Here is an 18,723-nt window from a genome sequence, read left to right as displayed (position 1 = left end):
ATACGGCAAGGGGCGCGAGCGGGGCCAATTGGTCATCTCTAAGTGTTTGATAGGTAGTCCTAATGGAGTTGGCTACGGACACAAAGGGCGCTATTTTGGACGGACGTTCACGCATCAGGGAGGAGAGGGGATGATTGATATCAGGATTCGTCAGGCGGAGGCCGGAGATGCCCAGGGGCTGCGGGATCTCTATGCCATGCCAAAGGCTCAGGCAGGCACCCTGCAGATGCCCTATCCGACCCTGGCCATGTGGCAGCAGCGCCTCGCCGAGTACAGCGGTCATGGTCTGGTGGCGCTCGTGGACGGCCTGCTGGTGGGTAATCTCGGGCTCTCGATCGAGCCGAATCCACGTCGTCGCCATGTGGCTGGCATCGGCATGGGGGTACGGGATGACTGGGCCGGCCGCGGGGTGGGCTCGGCCCTGCTGGGGGCGGCGGTGGATCTGGCGGACAACTGGCTCAACCTGCAGCGGCTCGAGCTGACGGTCTACAGCGACAACGCGGCCGCTATCGCGCTCTACCGCAAGTTCGGCTTCGAGCAGGAAGGTTGCTCACCCGCCTATGCGTTTCGTGAAGGGCGCTTCGTCGATGCCCTGCATATGGGGCGGGTCCGTCTGTCATGATCGACTATCGCGAGCGCCTGACTCCCGTGCTGCGGGCGCTGGAGCAGGAGCCGGATCTCTCCATCGAGGAGCTGGCGAGCCGCGCCTGCCTCTCCCTCTACCACTTCCATCGGGTGTTCACCGCCGTGGTGGGGGAGGCGCCGGGGGAGATGTGCCGGCGGCTGCGGATGCAGCGGGCGGCCTGGCAGCTCTGCTACACAGACGCCAGCGTCACCGCCATCGCCCTGGGGGCGGGGCTCGCCAGCTCCCAGGCCTTTGCCAAGGCGTTTCGCCGTCACTATGGCTGCACCCCGGGGGAGTTTCGCCGTGACAAGGGCAAGAACGGACACCATGAGCGCAAGGATGGACACGCATGGAACGACCCCCTCCCTTATGCTGAAGGCCACTCATCAGCAAGGAGCAACACCATGAAAACCGTCGAGATGGATGCCCGCACCCTGGCCTATATCCGGGTCACAGGCCCCTATGGCGAAGGCTATGACGCCGTCTGCAACCGCCTGCACCAGTGGGCCGCGCCCCGCGCTCTGGAAGGGGGGGAGTGGATCTTCATCTACCATGACAACCCGCAAGTGACGCCGCCGGCCCAGTGTCGCACCGACATAGGTGTCACGGTGCCGGTGGGGACCCAGGGGACGGGGGAGGTGGAAACCCAGCTCATCCCCGCCGGGCGCTACGCCCAGTCCCGCTACCTCATCACGGATCGCAACCAGTACGGGCCGCGCTGGCAGGAGCACATAGGCGACATAGTGTCCGCCGGGCTGGAGTTTGGCAGCGGCCCCTGTTTCGAGCTCTATCACAGCGTGAGCAATGATCCCCTGCAGGACGATGTCAGCTTCTGCTCCAGCGTGCGATAACGCTGCGGCAATAAAACGAGGCGCCCATAGGCGCCTCGTTTTATTGGGGGTGGGTGATGTCGCCATGCCTACATCAGGGCTGGCTGGGCACCTTGTCCCGGCGGGACTTCCACCACCATCTCAGGCGGATCTGGGAGATCAGCATGCCAGCCAGCATCAGGGCGCAGCCCACTATGGCCCGCTCGTCCAGATGCTCCCCCAGCAGCAGCACACCGCCGATGGCGGCGAACACTGTCTCCAGGCTCAAGATGATGGCGGCGTGGGCCGGATGGGCACCGCGCTGACCCACCACCTGCAGGGTGTAGCCGATGCCGACCGAGACCAGCCCCGCGTAGAGCAGGGCCTGCCAGCCCGCCACGGCGCCGCCGAGGGTCGGGGTTTCGATGACAAAGGCAGTGCCAAGACTGAGCAGGCCGCACACCACGAACTGCACCCCCGCCAACCGTATGGGGGCGACCCGGTTCGAGTAGTGATCCAGCACCAGCAGGTGAATGGCCCAGAACAGGGCGCCGATCACCTGCAGCAGATCACCGTAGCCTATGGTGAACTCCTCGGTCACGCTGAGGTAGTAGAGCCCGGCCATGGCGATGAGGGCACCAATCCAGGTGTTGGCCCCTGTCTTGTGGCGCAGGGCCAGGCCGATGACGGGCACCAGTATGATGTAGAGACCCGTGATGAAGCCCGCCTTGGCGGCCGTGGTGTAGAGCAGCCCCACCTGTTGCAGGGAGGCGGCGCTGAACAGCACGCCCCCGGCGATCAGGCCCCCGACCAGCAGCAGGCGGCGATCGCCTGCGGGTGATCCGGCTTGTGGCCTGGGCTGGCGCGACTTGAGCCACCACAGCAGCGGCAGCAGGGAGGCGGCACCGAGCAGGAAGCGCAGGCCGTTGAAGGTGAAGGGCCCCATGTGATCCATCCCCAGGCGCTGGGCGACGAAGCCCAACCCCCAGATGGCGGCGGCCATCAATAACATCATGTTTGAACGCATACGGATTCATCCCTGAGAGAGCAGTGACAGGGGCACTCGGGCCCCTGTCAGTACGATACCCGTCTGCGGGGGGGGTTGTCGCCGGTGATTTGCAATCAGATGGGGGCCAGCCCGGGGACGCTACCAGCCGCTTGCCAGCCTGGCGAGCAGGGGCAGCAGGGCGAGCATCAGCAGGTTGCCCCTGAGGATCCAGATCACCCAGAACTGCTGCTGGATGGAGACTATGGGGGCGCGTCCCTGACGCAGGGAGCGGCGCCAGTGATGGAACAGCCGACTGGGGTAGCCGAAGCTGAGGGCCATGGCGAAGAACAGCAGCAGCTTGGTGCGATAGCCGGGATTGGCCAGCAGGGCCGCCGGTTGCAGCGGGTGGGCGAGCACCATGAGCACGCCTGTGATGAAGATGAGCAGCAGCGCCAGCGCCGCCAGGCTGTCCGCCAGCAGCAGCTTGCGTACCTGTTCGATGGACATGCCGCGCCGGAACAGAAAGTACTCCGAGGTGATGGCGCCGGTCAGGGTGATCACGGCGCAATAATGGAGCGCTGTCAGCAGTTCCGGGTTCAACATCCGAGCCAGTTCCTTCTCGTTGGCCACATGGCAAGCTTCCCTTTGGACGCCATAGAGCGGGGCTGATATTCTGACACTACACGACGTCGGGGGATAGCAGGAGTCAGGGTTGGATAAACGAGCAGTCTCCAAAAAGACCTGGTCCCTGGTTGCCCGGATGCGTCTGGGCCTGTTGCTGTTGTTCATCCCGGTGCTAATGCTGGGGGGTATCTACTACCTGCACATGGAGCGCAGCCTGCAACAAGAGTTGCAACAGCGCCTGCTCGCCACCAACCACCAGTTGCGTCACGTCTTCATCGAACCCTATCTGCACGAAATGGAACGCCAGTTCACCCTCATCTACGACCAGGTGAAGGTGGACGACATCAGCGGCCCCCGACTGAACAATGCCGAGTCCTACCTCAAGGAGTGGCGCCTCTACAAGGGGGTCATGGCAGACCTCATCTACATCTATGTCGGCACCGCCGAGCGCCAGATGTTGATCTACCCCGAATGGCAGGCGGATGCGGGCTTCGATCCCAGGACGCGCCCCTGGTATCAGCTGGCCAGCCAGCATCTGGGCAAGATGGTCTGGACCGAGCCCTATTACGACTACACCAACGGCAACCTGGTCATCGCGCTCGCGCGGGCCATCACCGACAAGGAGGGCAAGGTGCGCGGGGTGTTCGCGGTGGATGCCGTGCTGGCCCCCTTCTCCGCCCAGCTGAACCGGCACCTGGGCGACGGTTACCAGATGATCGTCAATCAGTCCGGCAAGGTGCTGGCCCACCCTGACCCGTCCCAACTGCTCAAGCCCATGGCCCACCCGAGCTGGCTCTCCCGCTTCAGCCAGGAGGATGGCATCTTCCTGGATCAGGATTCCCGGCAGTTTGTGGCCTACAGCCGCCTGCCCGAGCGCAACTGGGTGCTGATCAGCGTGCTGCCGGCGTCGAGCATCCAGGCCGTGGTGGCGCGGGCCTCCCTCAACGTGCTCGGGGTTGTGGTGCTGGCCAGCGTGCTCTATGCGCTGCTGGCCCTGGTCTGGTCCCGTTACTTCAGGCGGATGCTGGACGAGATCTCCACCATGATCCGCGCCAGCAGGATGCCACCCGATGGGGTACCCCAGGGGGGAATGCACGAACTCAGGCACGTCTATGCCGAGCTGGCGGAGGTGAGCAAGGATTACCACGAGGCGCGCCAGCACGCTAACCTGGACAAGTTGACCGGCCTCTACAACCGCCGCTTCTTCGACGAACGCCTGAACCGGCTGCTGCTGGAACAGCACGCCTTCTGTCTGGCCATGATCGATCTGGATGGCTTCAAGCTGGTCAACGACAACTATGGTCACCAGACCGGGGATGTGGTGCTCAAGCGGGTGGCCAAGCTGGGCAACCAGCTGCTGGAGGATCACGGCTGGGTCTGCCGCTACGGGGGCGAGGAGCTGGTGGTGTTGCTGGCCAACCCGGATATCCACTTCTGCCAGATGCTGCTGGAGCAGTACAGGATAGGGGTCGCATCCCTGGACTGGCGTGAACCCGGTCTCGGGATCACCTTCAGCGGCGGTCTGGTGGCGAGCGTCCCTGGTCTGGATGCCAAGGGGTTGCTCGATATCGTCGATGCAGAAGTCTATCGCGCCAAGCGGGATGGCAAGAACCGCATCTATCTGGGGGGAGTCGCCCCCTTGGCGCAGCACGAGGTGCCGCCGGCAGACGATGGGGTGCTGCGCAAAGAAGAGGCCTGAGGGCCTCTTCTTCATTCAGCGGCTCAAGGGAGCAAGTGCCACTCCCACAGGGGCCAGCCCAGCTCCGAGGCGCACTGGCGCAGGGCAGGGGCCGGATTGACCCCGTGGGGATGAGTCACCGCCCTCAGCATGGGCAGATCGTTGTGGGAGTCGCTGTAGCCGAAACTCCCCTGCCAGAGGTTGTCCCGTCCGGCAAACAGCTGGTTGATGCGGGTCACCTTGCCTTCGCGAAAGCTGAGGGTGCCGCGGGTCTGGCCGGTCAGCATCCCCTCTTCCTCGTCGAGCAGTATGGCGACGCAGTGATCCATCCCCAGCATCTTTGCCATGGGAGCCACCAGATGCTCGCCGGAGGCGGAGATCAGCACCAGCTCGTCGCCCCGCTCCCTATGCCACTCGATGCGCGCCAACCCCTCGGGGTAGAGGCGCTCGCGCAGCACCTGCTCGGCAAAGTGGTGGCACTGCTGGTTGAGCCATTGGCGCGACTTGCCCGCCAGGGGCTGCAGGGTGAAGGCCATGTATTGATGCATGTCCATCTTGCCCTGATGGTAGAGGGACATCATCCCCTGCTCCTCGGCCACCATGCCCGCCGGGGCCAGCTGCTCGGCCACCATGTACTCCAGCCAGAGGCTGGCGGAATCCCCGGCAATCAGGGTCTCGTCCAGATCAAACAGTGCCAGTGCCATGAGGGCTCCTTGCGGTAACAACGAAAATGAAACTAGGCGTCATGCTACCTCACACAGCTGATCCCGGGCCACCGCCAGGGTCACGGCGCTCCCCACAGCCAGCAGATCGCCAGCCGAGCGGTTGAGGCAATCCACCGTCAACAGCCCCGCCTCGCACTCCACCTGATAGCGGATGACGTTGCCGAGCAGCTGTTGCTGGCGAACGATGCCGGGCAGGCTGGGCTCGCCGCTGGTCGCCCCGGCGGGCAGCAGGGTGATGGACTCCGGCCGCAGCGCCAGCTTGCCCTGAAAACGGGGGCCGAACAGCGACTTGCCCTGCTCGGCGCCGAGCAGGTTGTAGTTGCCGATAAAGCCCGCCACAAACTCGCTGGCGGGTCTGGTGTAGATCTGCTCTGGCGTGCCGCTCTGCACTATGGCTCCCTTGTTCATCAGGAAGATCCGATCCGACAGGGTGAGCGCCTCCTCCTGATCGTGGGTCACGAAGATGGTAGTGAGTTCGAGGCGCTGCTGGATCTCGCGGATCTGCTGGCGCAGGCTGCGGCGGATACGGGCATCCAGCGCCGAGAGCGGCTCGTCCAGCAGCAGGATCCTTGGCCGTACCACCAGGGCGCGGGCCAGCGCCACCCGCTGGCGCTGGCCGCCGGAGAGCTCCCCCGGATAACGGCGCTCGAAGCCGGTCAGCTCCACCAGCGCCAGCGCCTCCTGCACGCTGGCCGAGAGCTCCCGCCCCGGCTGGGGTTTCATCTTGAGGCCGAAGGCGACGTTGTCCCACACCGTCATGTTGGGGAAGAGCGCATAGCTCTGGAACACCATGCCGATGCCCCGCTTCTGGGGCGCCTGCCAGGTAATGTCTTCACCGGCCACTCGCACCTGACCGCCATCCACCGGAGTGAGTCCGGCCAGCGCCCGCAGCAGGGTGGACTTGCCACAGCCGGAGGGGCCGAGCAGGGTCACCAGCTCCCCCTTGCGGATGCCGAATTCTATCCCCTCGAACACAGGAGTATCGCCGTAGGATTTATGCAACTGATTGACTTCTAAATGAAACATCTTGGATCACCGATGAAATCTGTTGGCCGCCCAGGTGAGCAGCAGGGTCAGCAGGAAGTAGCTCATCACCAGCGCGCTGGTGAAGTGGCCCGAGGTGGCGCGCATGTTGTAGAGATAGACCTGCAGGGTCTCGTAGCGGGTGCCCACCAGCATGTTGGCGAACACGAACTCCCCGAGCAGGAAGGAGAGGGAGAGAAACAACGCCGCCAGCAGCCCCTTGCGCAGGCAGGGGATCACCACCAGCAGGAAGGCGCGGCGACTACTCGCCCCCAGCAGGTGGGCGGCATCCATCAGATCCCTGAGCGGTACCCCTTGCAGGCTGTTGGCCAGCGCCCGGTACATGAAGGGCAACACCACGGTGAACCAGGTGCCGATCAGGATCCAGGGCGTGCCGACTATGGGCAGCGGGCCGTCGGCGTAGATCTGCAACAGCCCCACCGACGAGACCACAGGCGGCACCGCGAAGGGGAGCAGGATCAGCAGGTTCATCCAGGGATCCAGCCTGGGGAAGTAATAGGCCACCACCAGCACGGTTGGCACCAGCACCAGGGTCCCTAGCAGCAGGGTGGCGAAGCAGACCAGGAGGCTGCGGCCAAAGGCCGCCAGAAAGCGCGGGTCACCCCACAGCTTGAGATACCAGTCGAGGGTGAAGCCGTCCGGCAGCAGGGTCGCCCCCCAGCGGGTGGATATGGAGTAGAGAAAGGTAGCCAGCAGCGGCAGCAGCAGGGTGGCGACCAGCCCACCCAACACCCACTTGGGCCAGCGCGGCGTCAAATCATGCATGGGATTGCCCCCTGTTCACATAGCTCTTTTTCAGCAGCCACTGGTTGGCGGCCGTCACCACCCCCAGCAGCACCATCAGGATCACCGCCAGCGCCGCCGCCATATTGGGCTCGAGGAAGATGTCGCCGGAGACCAGACTGGCCACCCGTATGGTCACCAGGTTGAAGTTGCCTGTGGTGAGGGCATAGGCGGAGGCATAGGCCCCCACAGCGTTGGCAAACAGGATGATCAGGGTGCCGAGCAGCGCAGGCGTCAGCACCGGCAGCGCCACATGCCACACATACTGGCCCTTGCTGGCGCCGAGCAGCGCGGCCGCCTGCGGCCACTCATCCTGCAGGGCATCGAAGGCCGGGTAGAGCAGCAGCAGAGCGAGGGGGATCTGGAAATAGGTGTAGATGAGGATCAGGCCCGACCCCGAGTAGAGGTTGAAGCCGTCGATGAGACCCCAGGATTTCAGCAACAGGGTGACGGCACCGTTGATGCCGAGAATGATGATGAAGGCGAACGCCAGCGGCACCCCGCTGAAGTTGCCTGTCATGGTGACAAAGGCCAGCAGCAGCCGTTTGACCCGCTCACCGCTGTGGCGCAGCGCCGCCGCCCCGAGCGTGCCGATGGCGAGCCCCGCCAGACTGGCGACACCGGCGATGCGCAATGAGTTGGCGAAGGATTGCAGGTAGAAGGGGGAGCTCAAAATCTCCCGATAGTAGTCGAAGCCCCAGCCATCGGGGGTCTGGAAACTCCCCACCAGCACCCACACCATGGGGGCGAGCTGGAACAGTATCATCAAGAGGATAAAGGGCAGCAGCACCAGGGCGGGCAGCCAGTGGCGGCGCGCCTTGTGCTTGGTGGCCACGGGTTGATCCAGCAGGATCTCGGTGGTTGCAGGCATCATCAGTGCACCTCTCGCATAAAGGCCGCCTTGAGCAGCGGGGGAGCCACCGGCTTGTCGTGGGGAATGCCCAGCAGGTCGGCCATCAGGGCGCAGAGCTGGGTCTGGGCGATCACCACCCCATCCGGCCAGTGCTCGACGAAGGCATCGCCAAACAGCCAGAGCGGCACGGCGCGCTCCTCGGCCAGGGTGCCACCGTGGCTGAGATCTGCGTTCATGCCGTGATCCGAGGTGATCACCACCTGATACCCCTCTGCCAGCCACAGGGGCAGCAGATCGGCCAGCAGGCTGTCCATGCGGCGCGCCTGGTTACGGTACTGGCGGGAATCGAGGCCAAACTTGTGGCCCGCATCGTCCACCCCCATGGGGTGGATCAGCAGAAAGTCGGGATCATGTTGGGTTCTGAGCCACTCCCCATCCATCAGCAGATGGCTGTCGGGGTAGTTGTCATCCCAGTAGAAGCAGCCGTGCTGGATCGGCAACTGCTCGTCATGGGTATAGCGATCCCGGGCCGCCAGCCAGGGGCTGCGGTTGTAGAGTTCGCTCACCCAGTAATAGGCCGCGGCTGCGGTGCCTTTGCCTGCCGCGCGGGCCAGATGGAAGATGGAGTCGTGTTGGCTGAGGCGCGTCACCCCGTTGTGGGTGATGCCGCTCGCCACCGGCGGCACGCCGGTCAGGATGCACTCGTAGAGGGGCCGGGAGAGGGAGGGCAGGGCGCAGCTCAGGGTCGTATGCAGACCTCGCCCCGCCTCCACCATGCCAAAAAGGTAGCCCATGCAATGGGCTACCTCGGCTGCCAGACCATCCACAAGTACCACTATCACCTTGTGTTGCACTGGATTTCCTTACTGCATGTTGATCATGACGGTTTCTTGCCACTGGCGCGGCAGGGCCTTGGAGCTCTGCTCCCAGGCTGCATGATCCTGCACCGGCTTGGCATTGGCATACTGCTCGGCCGGCAGCAGCTTGGCCTTGACGTCATCCGGCAGGGTCACATTGCTGCGGATGGGGCGGGCGTAGCCACGGGCCAGGTTGATTTGACCGGCATCGGAGAGGATGTATTCCCGCGCCAGCTTGGCGGCGTTGGGGTTCTTGGCCCACTTGTTGATGATGGTGGTGTAACCGGCGATGACGGAGCCGTCGCTCGGGATCACCACCTCAAACTTCTTGGGGTCGATCTGGTCGCGGTAGTTCAGGGCGTTGAAGTCCCACAGGACCCCCACTTCCACTTCGCCCTTCTCGATGTTGGCTATGGTCGGGTCGTTCAGGGAGAGGCGACCCTGCTTGGCCAGCTGGCCGAACAGCTCCAATGCAGGCTTGAGGTTCTTCTCGCTGCCGCCGGTGGCATAGGCCGCCGCCAGCACGCCGTTGTTGGCCTGGGAGGCCACGCCCACGTCGCCCAGGGTCACCTTGTAGTCGCCGCCCAGCAAGGATTGCCAGCTGGTGGGGGCGGCCTTGACCAGATCCTTGTTGATCAGGAAGGCGATGGTGCCGGTATAGGCCAGCATCCAGTGACCGTCCGCATCCTTGGCCCAGTTCGGAATGTCGGCCCAGGTGGAGGGTTTGTAGGGCTGGGTGACCCCCTGTTTGACCGCCACCGGGCCGAAGGCGCCGCCCACGTCACCGATATCGGCGGTGGCATTGGCCTTCTCGGCGGCGAACTTGGCGATCTCCTGGGCCGAGCTCATGTCGGTATCCTGATGCTTGATGCCGTAGATGCTGCCGAGCTGCTGCCAGGTATCCTTCCAGTTGGCCCAGCTGTCGGGCATGCCGATGCTGTGAAGCTGGCCTTCACCGCGGGCGGCCTTTTCGAGATCCGCGATATTTTCGGCGGCAAACAGCGGTTGACTGATGGCCACCAGGGCCAGTGCACTTGCGATCACGCTTTTCATCATCCCATCCCTCTGGACTAGGTCAGTTAAGGTTCGAGAGGGATGCTAGAGGGGAAATATGACGGTGGCGGGGCGCTTTGATGGCGTTTTCGTGACAATCACCCTGTCATGGCGCTGTCATCAGCAGGGGTTACAACTCGGGGCCGACAGCCGCTGGTCTACTCCAGGGGCGCAAACCGGAATGACCGACAGGGACGTGACAGTGACAGAGCGATTGAGGGAACAGGGGCTGGCCGATGGCCGCAGCCCCTCCAAGTGCGAGCAGATTTGCCAGACCCTGCGCCGCTATATCGGCAGCGGCCAATTGGGGGCCGGGCAGCAGCTGCCCGCCGAGCGGGCCCTGAGCGAGCGCTTCGCCACCACCCGCATCACCATCAAGGAGGCGCTCTCCAGCCTCGAAGCAGACGGCCTTATCTACCGGGCCGAGCGGCGCGGCTGGTTCGTGGCGCCGCCCCGCCTCACCTACGATCCCGCCATCCACACCCACTTTCACCAGTGGATAGGCGAGCAGCAGCGCGTGGCCGAAACCCGGGTGCTGGCACACGGCAGTGCGCTTGCCAGCAGCGAACTGTGCCACTGGATGGGGCTGGCGCCCTTCACCCCGCTCTATGAAATCCGTCGCCAGCGCCTTATCGACGGCCGCCCTGTGCTCCACGTCAGCCACCATCTGCTGGCGAGCCGCTTTCCCGATATCGCCAGCGCGCCCCTGGCGAGCTCCCTCACCGAGCTCTATCAACAGCGCTATGGCATAGGCCAGGGCGGGGCCAGCCTCGAGATCACCCCCTCGGCGGCCCGGGGCGCCATCGCCCGTGCCCTCAATCTGGCGGAGGGGAGCGCGGTGCTGCGGCTGGTACGGGTCAACTACGACGAACGGGGCGGGCTGGTGGATTGCGATATAGAGCACTGGCGGCCGGATGCCATTCGCATCTGTCTCGATACCAGAGCGCTGCAACCTGTTGTCGGCAAGCCGCAGCGAGTCCAGCTTGCTGATTAGGTAGCAGACAGCCAGCATGGCGGATCCCGCAGGATCCGCCGGGATCAGTTGTCGATATTGGGGATCAGATCGTCGAAGCTCTGGTAGCCGCAGTCCGCCAGTTGCAGCGACATTGTGTAGGTCTTGCTGCCCTCCCGCTGGCCGATGGCGGGGCGGTTGAGCTTGAGCTCCTGATGCCAGTACTCCTTCATGCGATCGATGAGGGCCATGGCCTCGCTCTCGTCCAGGTGGAGCTGGCAGAGCGCCATGTAGTTGTTGGACTTGTGCATGTTCTCCACCAGATAGTCCCCCAGCACCGACATGGCCTGCCGTGCCTGCTGGCGGGCGAAGCGACTGTGCTGCTCGAAGCTGATCCGCTCGCTGATGAGGAAGTGGTAGCTGTTGTCGATACCGAGCTGCAATATGCCGAGTTTCTCCAGCTTGCGCAGATAGAGGTAGCAGGAGGCGTCGGTCAGGCCGTATTCCCGCTTGAGATCGATCAGTGTCTTGTCGCGCCAGAAGATGTTGGCGAGAAAGGCGTAGAGCCCCGGCTCCTTGTGAAACGCCTCGTCCTGCTCCTGGGTGAAGACGGCACGGCGGCTCTGGGCGTCCTGGGTGCGATCCAGCAATTCCTCGAACGAGAGCCCCACCAGGTGGCAGATCTCCAGCAGGGTATCGAACGGCAGTGAGGGCTTGTTCATCATCCGCTTGATGGTGGCGATGGAGACCCCCATGGCTTCCGCCAGAGTCTGATAGCGGATCCCCTTGTCGGTCAGGGTCTTCTTCAGGGTGTCGAGAATGTGGTTGGCCAGGGTCTGGCTGTAGGTCATGCAACTATTCCTTTATCTGCATTTTTAGTCGTGTCAGAAAGTGAGTGATTTGTCTGTATCGGGCTCAATTTTTGACACCTAGAAAAACCAGAGGAGATACGTCCGGTGATAACGGCTGGAATGGCCTGACCAGTCATGGTGCAAGGTGGCAGATAATGACACTCGATGGTGCATATCCTTCAACCTTTCAACATTTTGCTGGTGATGCATATTACATCGCACATAATCCAACACGAATCGGATTCAATACCTTCCTGGTTGAGAAAACGATTGTTTGCTTCCAATTTAAGGGTTTTTTTAACCGCAAGGTTTTATTCTTTCCTGGCATTGAGCGGAACTCGCAAGAGGTCCGCTTTTTTTCTTTTCTCCGAATCTGAGCCCGCCGTCAAGGAAGGGGCGCATTTTTTGGCACCTCCTGCGCCGCCCTCCCTAGGGGTTAATCCCCCTTGCAGGGGAACAGCTTGGGGATCTCCCGTACCAGCCAGCTCTTGGCCTTGCCCATGGTATCCCTGCGCCACGCCAGCACGACCTGCACCTGATGGCGATACTCGGGGCCTATCACCTTGAGGCGTCCCGCCTTGATGTCTTCTTCTATCCAGCTCAGGGGCATGGTGCCGACGCCAATGCCCGCCAGCAGGGCATCGCGCTTCTCTCCCATGGTGCTGACGGTCAGGCGCGGCTGCTTGTCCAGCAGGCGATAGGTGAGGGCAGGCTTGCGCCGCGCCGTGTCGGCGATGGCGATGGCGCGGTAGCGGCGCAGGGTCTCGTCCGCCAGGGGCTCGGGCTCCAGGTGCAGGGGGTGATCCGGGTGAGCGACATAGAGCATCACCTCCTCCTGCAAGGGCTGATGCTTGATGCCCGTCATCATGATGTCGGGGTTGAGGGAGGAGATGAGCAGATCCGCCCGGCCATCTTCCAGGCACTCCCAACTGCCCGCCAGCACCTCGGCCCGCAGTCGCAGCCGGGTATCCGTCTGTTCGGCCAGCCGTTCCACCAGAGGGTAGAGCGCCTGCAGCGGCACCAGGGCATCCACGGCTATGGTGATGTCTGTCTCCCAGCCCCGAGCCAGGGCCCGGGTCTCCCCCACCAGGTGCTCGGCAGCCTCCAGCAGCAGGCGACCCTGCTCCAGCAGCATGCGCCCGGCCGGGGTGAACTTGGTTCTGTGGCCGCTGCGATCAAACAGCATGGCGTCCAGCTCGTCTTCCAGCTTCTGCACCGTGTAGCTCAGTGCCGAGGGCACCTTGCCCAGCTCGTCGGCGGCCGCCGCGAAGCTGCCACGGCGGTCTATGGCGTCCAGCACCCGGATCGCCTCCAGGGTCAGCGCCCGTTCCTTGTTCGATTCCTTGGCCATATCTAACCTTCAATTATTTTGAACATGTTTGCCAGATTATCTCGCTAACAACTTAGGGCAAGTGACTTTAATATTCAATCAACGCTTAGGCAGGAAGGCCAGGCGGCCAAATAAAAGGTAGTTCCAGGCTGAGACATCACACAGAACGATGTCTGCTGTAGGTGAAAGAACAACACACTATTTGAATAACCTCTTGCATGGATGCATTGATTCGGGCCGAAACGGCCTTGGCAATGACATAAAAACCAAGAGAGTGAATGAACATGAAAAACCTAATCAAGATGCTGGCCGTTGCAGGCCTGATGACCGCAGGTTTCGCCCAGGCTGCCGTACCGGGCGACATCAATGCCGCTCCTGGCGTGCTGTTTGTGAACTGGAACGCGACTGCCGCCATGGCTGGCAAGGCCAACCCCATGCTGGAGGTGCGCGATGAGTCTGGCGATCTGCTGGCATCGGTTCACGCCAGCCTGATGGGCACCCAGCAGGTCAAGATCCCGAGCCGCACCCAGGGCAACCTGACGGTGAGCCTGGGGGATCAAAGCAGCGACTACCGCATCCCGTTCGGTCTGGGTGACGGTCGCCAGCGTTAATCAACCGTTTACAGGTATTGGAGGAGCACACCATGATGAAATTGAGAGCCGCAGCTGAACGGGGTCATGCCAACTTCGGCTGGCTGGATGCACGCCACAGCTTCTCGTTCGGTCACTACTATGACCCGGACTGGATGGGGCACTCCGTCCTGCGGGTCATCAACCAGGATCTGGTGTCGCCGGGTGGCGGCTTCGCTACCCACCCTCATGCCAACATGGAGATCCTCACCTGCGTGCTGAGCGGCACCATAGAGCACAGGGACAGCCTCGGTCATGCCGAGCAGATCCCGGCGGGGGATTTCCAGCTGATGAGCGCAGGGTCCGGCATCCGGCACAGCGAGTACAACCCCTCGCAGACCGAGCCCCTCTCCCTGTTGCAGATCTGGATAGAGCCGAACGAAGTCGGCACTACCCCGGGTTATCAGCAGAAGAAGATAGCCACCCAGCCCGGGCTGACGCTGGTCGCGTCACCGGATGGGGAGGCGGGATCCTTCAGGATCCGCCAGCAGGCCCGCATCTGGCGACTGCAGCTTGCCGAAGGGGAAACCCTCGAATGGGCATTGCAAGGGCGTCATGGTTACCTGCATATGATTTCAGGGGAGCTGACTGGCAACGGTCTGGCTGCCCGACCCGGCGACGGCCTGCTCAGTCGCGATGAGGCGTCCTGGACGCTCACCGCCTCAGAGGGGAGTGAAGCCCTGCTGTTTGATCTGCCCTGATAGATAAATCTCGGCGAAATGAATGAGTTAACAATTAGCACTTACACTGTTATTACCAAGATGGGTAATCAAAGGAATCTGACGATGGACAAGATGAAAGATGTGGCACTGCTGGTGGGTCGTATTTTGCTGGCGCTGATGTTCGTGATGGCAGGCTGGGGCAAGATCGGCGGCTATGCCGGTACCCAGGGTTACATGGAAGCTATGGGCGTGCCCGGGTTCATGCTGCCCCTGGTGATCCTGCTGGAGCTGGGTGGCGGTCTCGCCATAGTGCTGGGTCTCTTTACCCGCAGCCTCTCTGTGCTGCTGGCCGGTTTCACCCTGATGGCCGCCTTCATCTTCCACTACCAGCCTGCCGAACAGATGCAGATGCTGATGTTCATGAAGAACCTCTCGGTGGCCGGTGGTTTCCTGGCCCTGGCGGCAGCCGGTCCTGGTGCCTTCAGCCTGGATGCCCGCCTCGGCAAGTGCTGGTAACAGCCTGATAGTTCAAGTTTTCCAACGCCTTTCGGCCGGTGCAGTTGCACCGGCTTTTTTATGCCCGCCAGGGGGCGAATGCCGGTACTGTGACGAGGCCCGCCTGGCGGTGGCAAGCGCCTTTTGCATCTTACCCCCCGATCCCCGACAATCCCATTTCGTGTGAAGTGACGGAAATGGCTCGCCTTTTCCGGCGCGCACCCCTCTTCATGAAATTGGCGGGAGTCGTCCATGTTTACCCTCTACCACTCCAATCAGCTGGATCTGCTCAAGGAGCTGCTGGTGAGCCGCATCCGGCAGGCGCCCCTCTCTCACCCCTTCGAGCACGAGCAGATCCTGGTGCAGAGTCCCGGCATGGCCCAGTGGCTCAAGCTGGAGCTGGCCAAGGCCTTCGGCATCGCCGCCAATATCGACTTCCCGCTGCCAGCCAGCTTCATCTGGGAGATGTTCACCCAGGTGTTGGCAGACGTGCCCCGCCAGAGCCCCTACAACAAGGGATCCATGAGCTGGCAGCTGATGACCATTCTGCCCGCCCTGCTGGACAGGCCCGCCTTTGCGCCCCTGGCCGCCTATCTGGGTGGGGATGAGCAAGATCCTGCCAAGGATCCCGAGCAAGTGCGGTTGTGGCAGCTCTGCCAGAAGGTGGCGGATCTGTTCGACCAGTATCTGGTCTATCGGCCGGACTGGATAGCCCGCTGGGAAGAGGGAGAGGGCCTTGTCGGAACAGGTAGTCAGGAACTGGCCGGGGTGAGCGGTCAGGATTGGCAGCCGGAGCTGTGGCGCGAGCTGGTGGCCCGCACCCTGGCCCTCGCGCCCAGCGGCTACCACAGAGCCAACCTCTACGAAGAGTTTATCCACGAGCTGGCGCGCACCCGGGATCTGCCGGGCAAGCTGCCGCAACGGGTCTTCGTGTTCGGTATCTCGGCGCTGCCACCCCGCTATGTGGAGGCGCTGCTGGCCCTCGGCAGCCGACCCGAGGTGGAGGTGCATCTGTTCGTCACCAACCCCTGCCGCTACTACTGGGGGGATCTGCTGGACAGAAAAACCCTGGCGCGCCTCGAAACCAGGCTCAAGCCCGGCACCGACATCGAGACCCTGCAAGGGCCCGCCAACCCGCTGCTCGCCTCCATGGGCAAGCTGGGGCGCGACTACCTGCATCAGCTGATGGAGCTGGAGGTGCCGCAAATCGAGGCCTTCGTCGATATCGACGAGGTGGATGAGCAGGGCAATGTCAGCCTGCTGCGCGCCATCCAGAAAGATGTGCTGGAGTTGGCAGAACGGGGCGCCGGTCAGTTCGACCTCGACAGCAGCCATCACAAGAGCCCCATCAGCCCGGCGGATGGATCCCTGCAGATCCACGCCTGCCACGGCCCGATGCGGGAACTCGAAGTGCTGCACGACCGGCTGCTGGCGCTGTTCGAGCAGGATCCCTCTCTCACTCCGAAAGATGTGGTGGTGATGATGCCGGACGTGAACAGCTACGGCCCCTACATTCAGGCGGTGTTTGGCGCCCGTGGCCAGATCCCGTTCGCTGTATCGGACAGAGCCGCGAGCCAGGAGAGCCCGCTGCTGCAAAGCTTCCTCGCCCTGCTCAAGCTGCCCAACGCCCGCCTCGGTGCCGGCGAGCTGCTCGCCATTCTCGAGGTGCCCGCCGTGCTGCGCCGCTTCGAGCTGGATGACGACGAGTTCAACCAGCTGCGGGTCTGGGTGCAGGAGACCGGCATCCGCTGGGGGCTGGATGACGGTTACCCAGTCCGCTTCGATCTGCCGCCCATGTCTGGCAACAGCTGGCTGTTCGGCCTGCGCCGCATGCTGCTCGGCTTTGCCATGGGGGATGGGGAGCCGGTGGCTGGCATCTTGCCCTGTGCCGACAACACAGGGGGTCAGCAGGGCCCCTTGGCCAGCATATTGCCCTGTGCCGACAACATGGGGGGTCAGCAGGGCCCCTTGGCCAGCATCTTGCCCTGTGCCGACAACATGGGGGGTCAGCAGGGCCCCTTGGCCAGCATCTTGCCCTACGCCGAGATCGAGGGTCAGCAGGGGCTGGCGCTCGGCAAGCTCGCCTGGTTTGTCGACTCGCTGGCCGAATTCTTGCCCCGGCTGCAACAGGCGCAGCCGCTGGCAGAGTGGAACGTCTGCCTGCTGGCGCTGCTGGAGCGCTTCTATCTGGCCGACGAAGATGAAGAGCGTCAGCTGCAGCTCATTCGCAGCCAGCTGGCCGACTGGCAGACCCAGCTCGGGGAGGCTCGCTTCGATCAGCCCATCACCGCCGACCTGTTGCAGGATTATCTCGGCAGCGTGCTGGGGGAGTCCCGCTCCAGCCAGCGCTTCCTCGCCGGTCAGGTCAACTTCTGCACCCTGATGCCGATGCGCTCCATCCCCTTCAGGCAGGTCTGCCTGCTCGGGATGAACGACGGCGTCTACCCGCGCACTCTGGCCCCCATGGGCTTCGATCTGATGGCGGTGGCGGGGAGACGCGGTGATCGCTCCCGTCGCGATGATGACCGCTACCTCTTCCTCGAGGCGCTGTTGAGCGCCCAGCAGGGGCTCTATATCAGCTATCAGGGCTTCAGTGCCCAGGACAACAGCGACAAGGTGCCCTCGGTGCTGCTGGCGGAGCTGATCGACTATGTGCGACAGGGCTTCGTGCTGGCGGGGGATGAGAGCCTAGATGATGAAACTTCCGGCAAGCGGCTGCTCGAACATCTGATAGTGCCGCACCCGCTCACCCCCTACAGCCGCAACTACTTCTACCCACAGGCGGGGTCCGGCCTCTTTACCTATGCCGCCGACTGGCTGCCCGCCCTCAATCCGGTGCGCGGCGCGGCCAACTTCCAGAGCGGCGAGCTGCCTTTACCCCCCGAATGGGGCAAGGAGCAGGGGTTGGAGCTGGCGGAGCTGCTGCGTTTCTATCGTCAACCCACCAAGTATTTCCTCAACCGCCGCCTCAAGGTGTGGTTCGAGCGCAGCGAAGCCAACATCGAAGACAGCGAGCCGTTCGAGCTGGACGGCCTGCAGCACTATCAGCTCAAGGCCTTGCTGCTCGATGCCCATCTGGCACAGGGGGATAGCTCAGTGCGTCGCGAGCGGTTGCAGCTCACCGGCCTGCTGCCCCAAGGCTGGTTCGGCAGCCTGCTGCTGGAGGATCTGGACGCCGAGATGGGCAAGCTGGCGGATCGGCTGCGCCCCTGGGTTGCGGCCAATGAGGCAGAAAAACGGGCGGTGGAGATCGATATCTCCCTGACCCAGGGCCAGCTGCAGGGGTGGATAGACACCCAGAAGGGGCGCTTGCTGGTGGTGAAGCCCGGCAGCTTCAACGGCAAGGATCTGCTGCTGGGCTGGGTTCAGCACCTCTGTCTCTCATTGAGCTGCGCCCCCGGCGACACCCTGTTGTTCGATGCCAAGCAGAGTCTGCGGCTGCCAGCTCTTCCGGCCGAGGAGGCGCGCCCCAGGCTGGCTGCCCTGGTCTCCCTCTGGGCTCAGGGAATGAAGCGGCCGCTGCCGTTTTTCCCCAACACCGCCTGGGAGTGGTTCAGGGCGATCGAGAAGGATCCGGACAAGCCGGAGGCGGCCGACAAGGCGGCCCTCACCCGCTTCAACGGCGGCTACATGGTGACGGGGGAGGGGCAAGACGTTTACGTCGCCCGCTGCTTCCCCGAACTGGATGACGCCGTGCTGGGCCAGTTGCAGGCCCTGGCCCGCGAACATCTGACCCCGCTGCTGACCACCCTGGAGATGATGTGA

Annotated in this window: 18 protein-coding genes; 8 read left to right on the top strand and 10 right to left on the bottom strand. The window is 63.3% G+C overall.

Annotation, left to right across the window (positions count from 1 at the left end; translation table 11 throughout):
* Positions 1–133 precede the first annotated feature (133 nt).
* Together Aeroheme_RS19040 and Aeroheme_RS19035 are read left to right on the top strand one after the other, a co-directional pair.
* Entirely contained in the window at positions 134–622 is a 489-nt protein-coding gene (locus tag Aeroheme_RS19040) for a GNAT family N-acetyltransferase (RefSeq protein WP_411167265.1), read from the top strand.
* Positions 619–1,476, top strand: coding sequence for a GyrI-like domain-containing protein (locus tag Aeroheme_RS19035; protein ID WP_259270039.1), 858 nt, complete (start codon positions 619–621; stop codon positions 1,474–1,476). The genes Aeroheme_RS19040 and Aeroheme_RS19035 overlap by 4 nt, the downstream gene beginning before the upstream one ends.
* Before the next feature lie 73 nt (positions 1,477–1,549).
* Here the strand turns inward: Aeroheme_RS19035 and Aeroheme_RS19030 are convergent, their stop codons facing one another.
* On the bottom strand, positions 1,550–2,461 hold the full coding sequence (locus tag Aeroheme_RS19030) for a DMT family transporter (RefSeq protein WP_025328590.1): 912 nt from the start codon (positions 2,459–2,461) through the stop codon (positions 1,550–1,552).
* A 120-nt stretch (positions 2,462–2,581) separates the two neighbouring features.
* The gene (locus Aeroheme_RS19025) at positions 2,582–3,025 is read right to left on the bottom strand and encodes a DUF2214 family protein (RefSeq protein ID WP_163149405.1); all 444 of its coding nucleotides are present in this window, start codon (positions 3,023–3,025) and stop codon (positions 2,582–2,584) included.
* Positions 3,026–3,134: 109 nt separating this feature from the next.
* Here Aeroheme_RS19025 and Aeroheme_RS19020 point away from each other — a divergent pair, with 109 nt between their 5' ends.
* The gene (locus Aeroheme_RS19020) at positions 3,135–4,745 is read left to right on the top strand and encodes a diguanylate cyclase domain-containing protein (RefSeq protein WP_411166379.1); all 1,611 of its coding nucleotides are present in this window, start codon (positions 3,135–3,137) and stop codon (positions 4,743–4,745) included.
* 23 nt (positions 4,746–4,768) lie between these two features.
* Here the strand turns inward: Aeroheme_RS19020 and Aeroheme_RS19015 are convergent, their stop codons facing one another.
* Genes Aeroheme_RS19015 through Aeroheme_RS18990 form a run of 6 tightly spaced genes read right to left on the bottom strand, consistent with a single transcriptional unit; the run spans position 4,769 to position 10,039 of the window.
* The gene (locus Aeroheme_RS19015) at positions 4,769–5,428 is read right to left on the bottom strand and encodes an HAD family hydrolase (RefSeq protein WP_411166378.1); all 660 of its coding nucleotides are present in this window, start codon (positions 5,426–5,428) and stop codon (positions 4,769–4,771) included.
* 39 nt (positions 5,429–5,467) lie between these two features.
* Entirely contained in the window at positions 5,468–6,475 is a 1,008-nt protein-coding gene (locus Aeroheme_RS19010) for an ABC transporter ATP-binding protein (RefSeq protein ID WP_411166377.1), read from the bottom strand.
* 6 nt (positions 6,476–6,481) lie between these two features.
* The gene (locus Aeroheme_RS19005) at positions 6,482–7,258 is read right to left on the bottom strand and encodes an ABC transporter permease (protein ID WP_411166376.1); all 777 of its coding nucleotides are present in this window, start codon (positions 7,256–7,258) and stop codon (positions 6,482–6,484) included.
* The gene (locus Aeroheme_RS19000) at positions 7,251–8,150 is read right to left on the bottom strand and encodes an ABC transporter permease (RefSeq protein WP_262112359.1); all 900 of its coding nucleotides are present in this window, start codon (positions 8,148–8,150) and stop codon (positions 7,251–7,253) included. Before Aeroheme_RS19000 ends, Aeroheme_RS19005 begins: the two co-directional genes overlap by 8 nt.
* Complete coding sequence (locus Aeroheme_RS18995; RefSeq protein ID WP_395949101.1) at positions 8,150–8,983, bottom strand: alkaline phosphatase family protein; 834 nt, start codon at positions 8,981–8,983, stop codon at positions 8,150–8,152. Before Aeroheme_RS18995 ends, Aeroheme_RS19000 begins: the two co-directional genes overlap by 1 nt.
* 9 nt (positions 8,984–8,992) lie before the next feature.
* A complete protein-coding gene (locus tag Aeroheme_RS18990; protein ID WP_411166375.1) occupies positions 8,993–10,039 on the bottom strand; it encodes an ABC transporter substrate-binding protein in 1,047 nt (348 codons plus the stop codon).
* Between the two features lie 181 nt (positions 10,040–10,220).
* On the opposite strand from Aeroheme_RS18990, the gene Aeroheme_RS18985 reads away from it, so the two are divergent.
* Entirely contained in the window at positions 10,221–11,033 is an 813-nt protein-coding gene (locus Aeroheme_RS18985) for a UTRA domain-containing protein (protein WP_411166374.1), read from the top strand.
* Positions 11,034–11,077: 44 nt separating this feature from the next.
* Here the strand turns inward: Aeroheme_RS18985 and Aeroheme_RS18980 are convergent, their stop codons facing one another.
* Together Aeroheme_RS18980 and Aeroheme_RS18975 are read right to left on the bottom strand one after the other, a co-directional pair.
* Positions 11,078–11,842, bottom strand: a complete 765-nt coding sequence (locus Aeroheme_RS18980; RefSeq protein WP_025328580.1) for a helix-turn-helix domain-containing protein — start codon at positions 11,840–11,842, stop codon at positions 11,078–11,080.
* A 436-nt stretch (positions 11,843–12,278) separates the two neighbouring features.
* On the bottom strand, positions 12,279–13,193 hold the full coding sequence (locus Aeroheme_RS18975) for a LysR family transcriptional regulator (protein ID WP_111911758.1): 915 nt from the start codon (positions 13,191–13,193) through the stop codon (positions 12,279–12,281).
* Positions 13,194–13,450: 257 nt separating this feature from the next.
* Between Aeroheme_RS18975 and Aeroheme_RS18970 the strand changes: the two genes are divergently transcribed.
* The 4 genes from Aeroheme_RS18970 (at position 13,451) to recC (ending at position 18,723) form a co-directional block, all read left to right on the top strand.
* Positions 13,451–13,783 carry a hypothetical protein gene (locus tag Aeroheme_RS18970; RefSeq protein ID WP_163137926.1) on the top strand — a complete coding sequence of 111 codons (333 nt, stop codon included), beginning with the start codon at positions 13,451–13,453 and terminating at the stop codon, positions 13,781–13,783.
* A gap of 32 nt (positions 13,784–13,815) precedes the next feature.
* Complete coding sequence (locus tag Aeroheme_RS18965; protein WP_025328577.1) at positions 13,816–14,502, top strand: pirin family protein; 687 nt, start codon at positions 13,816–13,818, stop codon at positions 14,500–14,502.
* Between the two features lie 18 nt (positions 14,503–14,520).
* Positions 14,521–14,979 carry a DoxX family protein gene (locus Aeroheme_RS18960; RefSeq protein ID WP_411166373.1) on the top strand — a complete coding sequence of 153 codons (459 nt, stop codon included), beginning with the start codon at positions 14,521–14,523 and terminating at the stop codon, positions 14,977–14,979.
* A gap of 231 nt (positions 14,980–15,210) precedes the next feature.
* The gene (gene recC / locus Aeroheme_RS18955; RefSeq protein WP_411166372.1) at positions 15,211–18,723 is read left to right on the top strand and encodes an exodeoxyribonuclease V subunit gamma; all 3,513 of its coding nucleotides are present in this window, start codon (positions 15,211–15,213) and stop codon (positions 18,721–18,723) included.

The organism is Aeromonas sp. DSM 116730 (assembly GCF_046581335.1).
Classification (GTDB): domain Bacteria; phylum Pseudomonadota; class Gammaproteobacteria; order Enterobacterales; family Aeromonadaceae; genus Aeromonas; species Aeromonas rivipollensis.
Note: the sequence above shows the minus strand (reverse complement) of the source record. Positions and strands in the feature narration are given on the sequence as shown.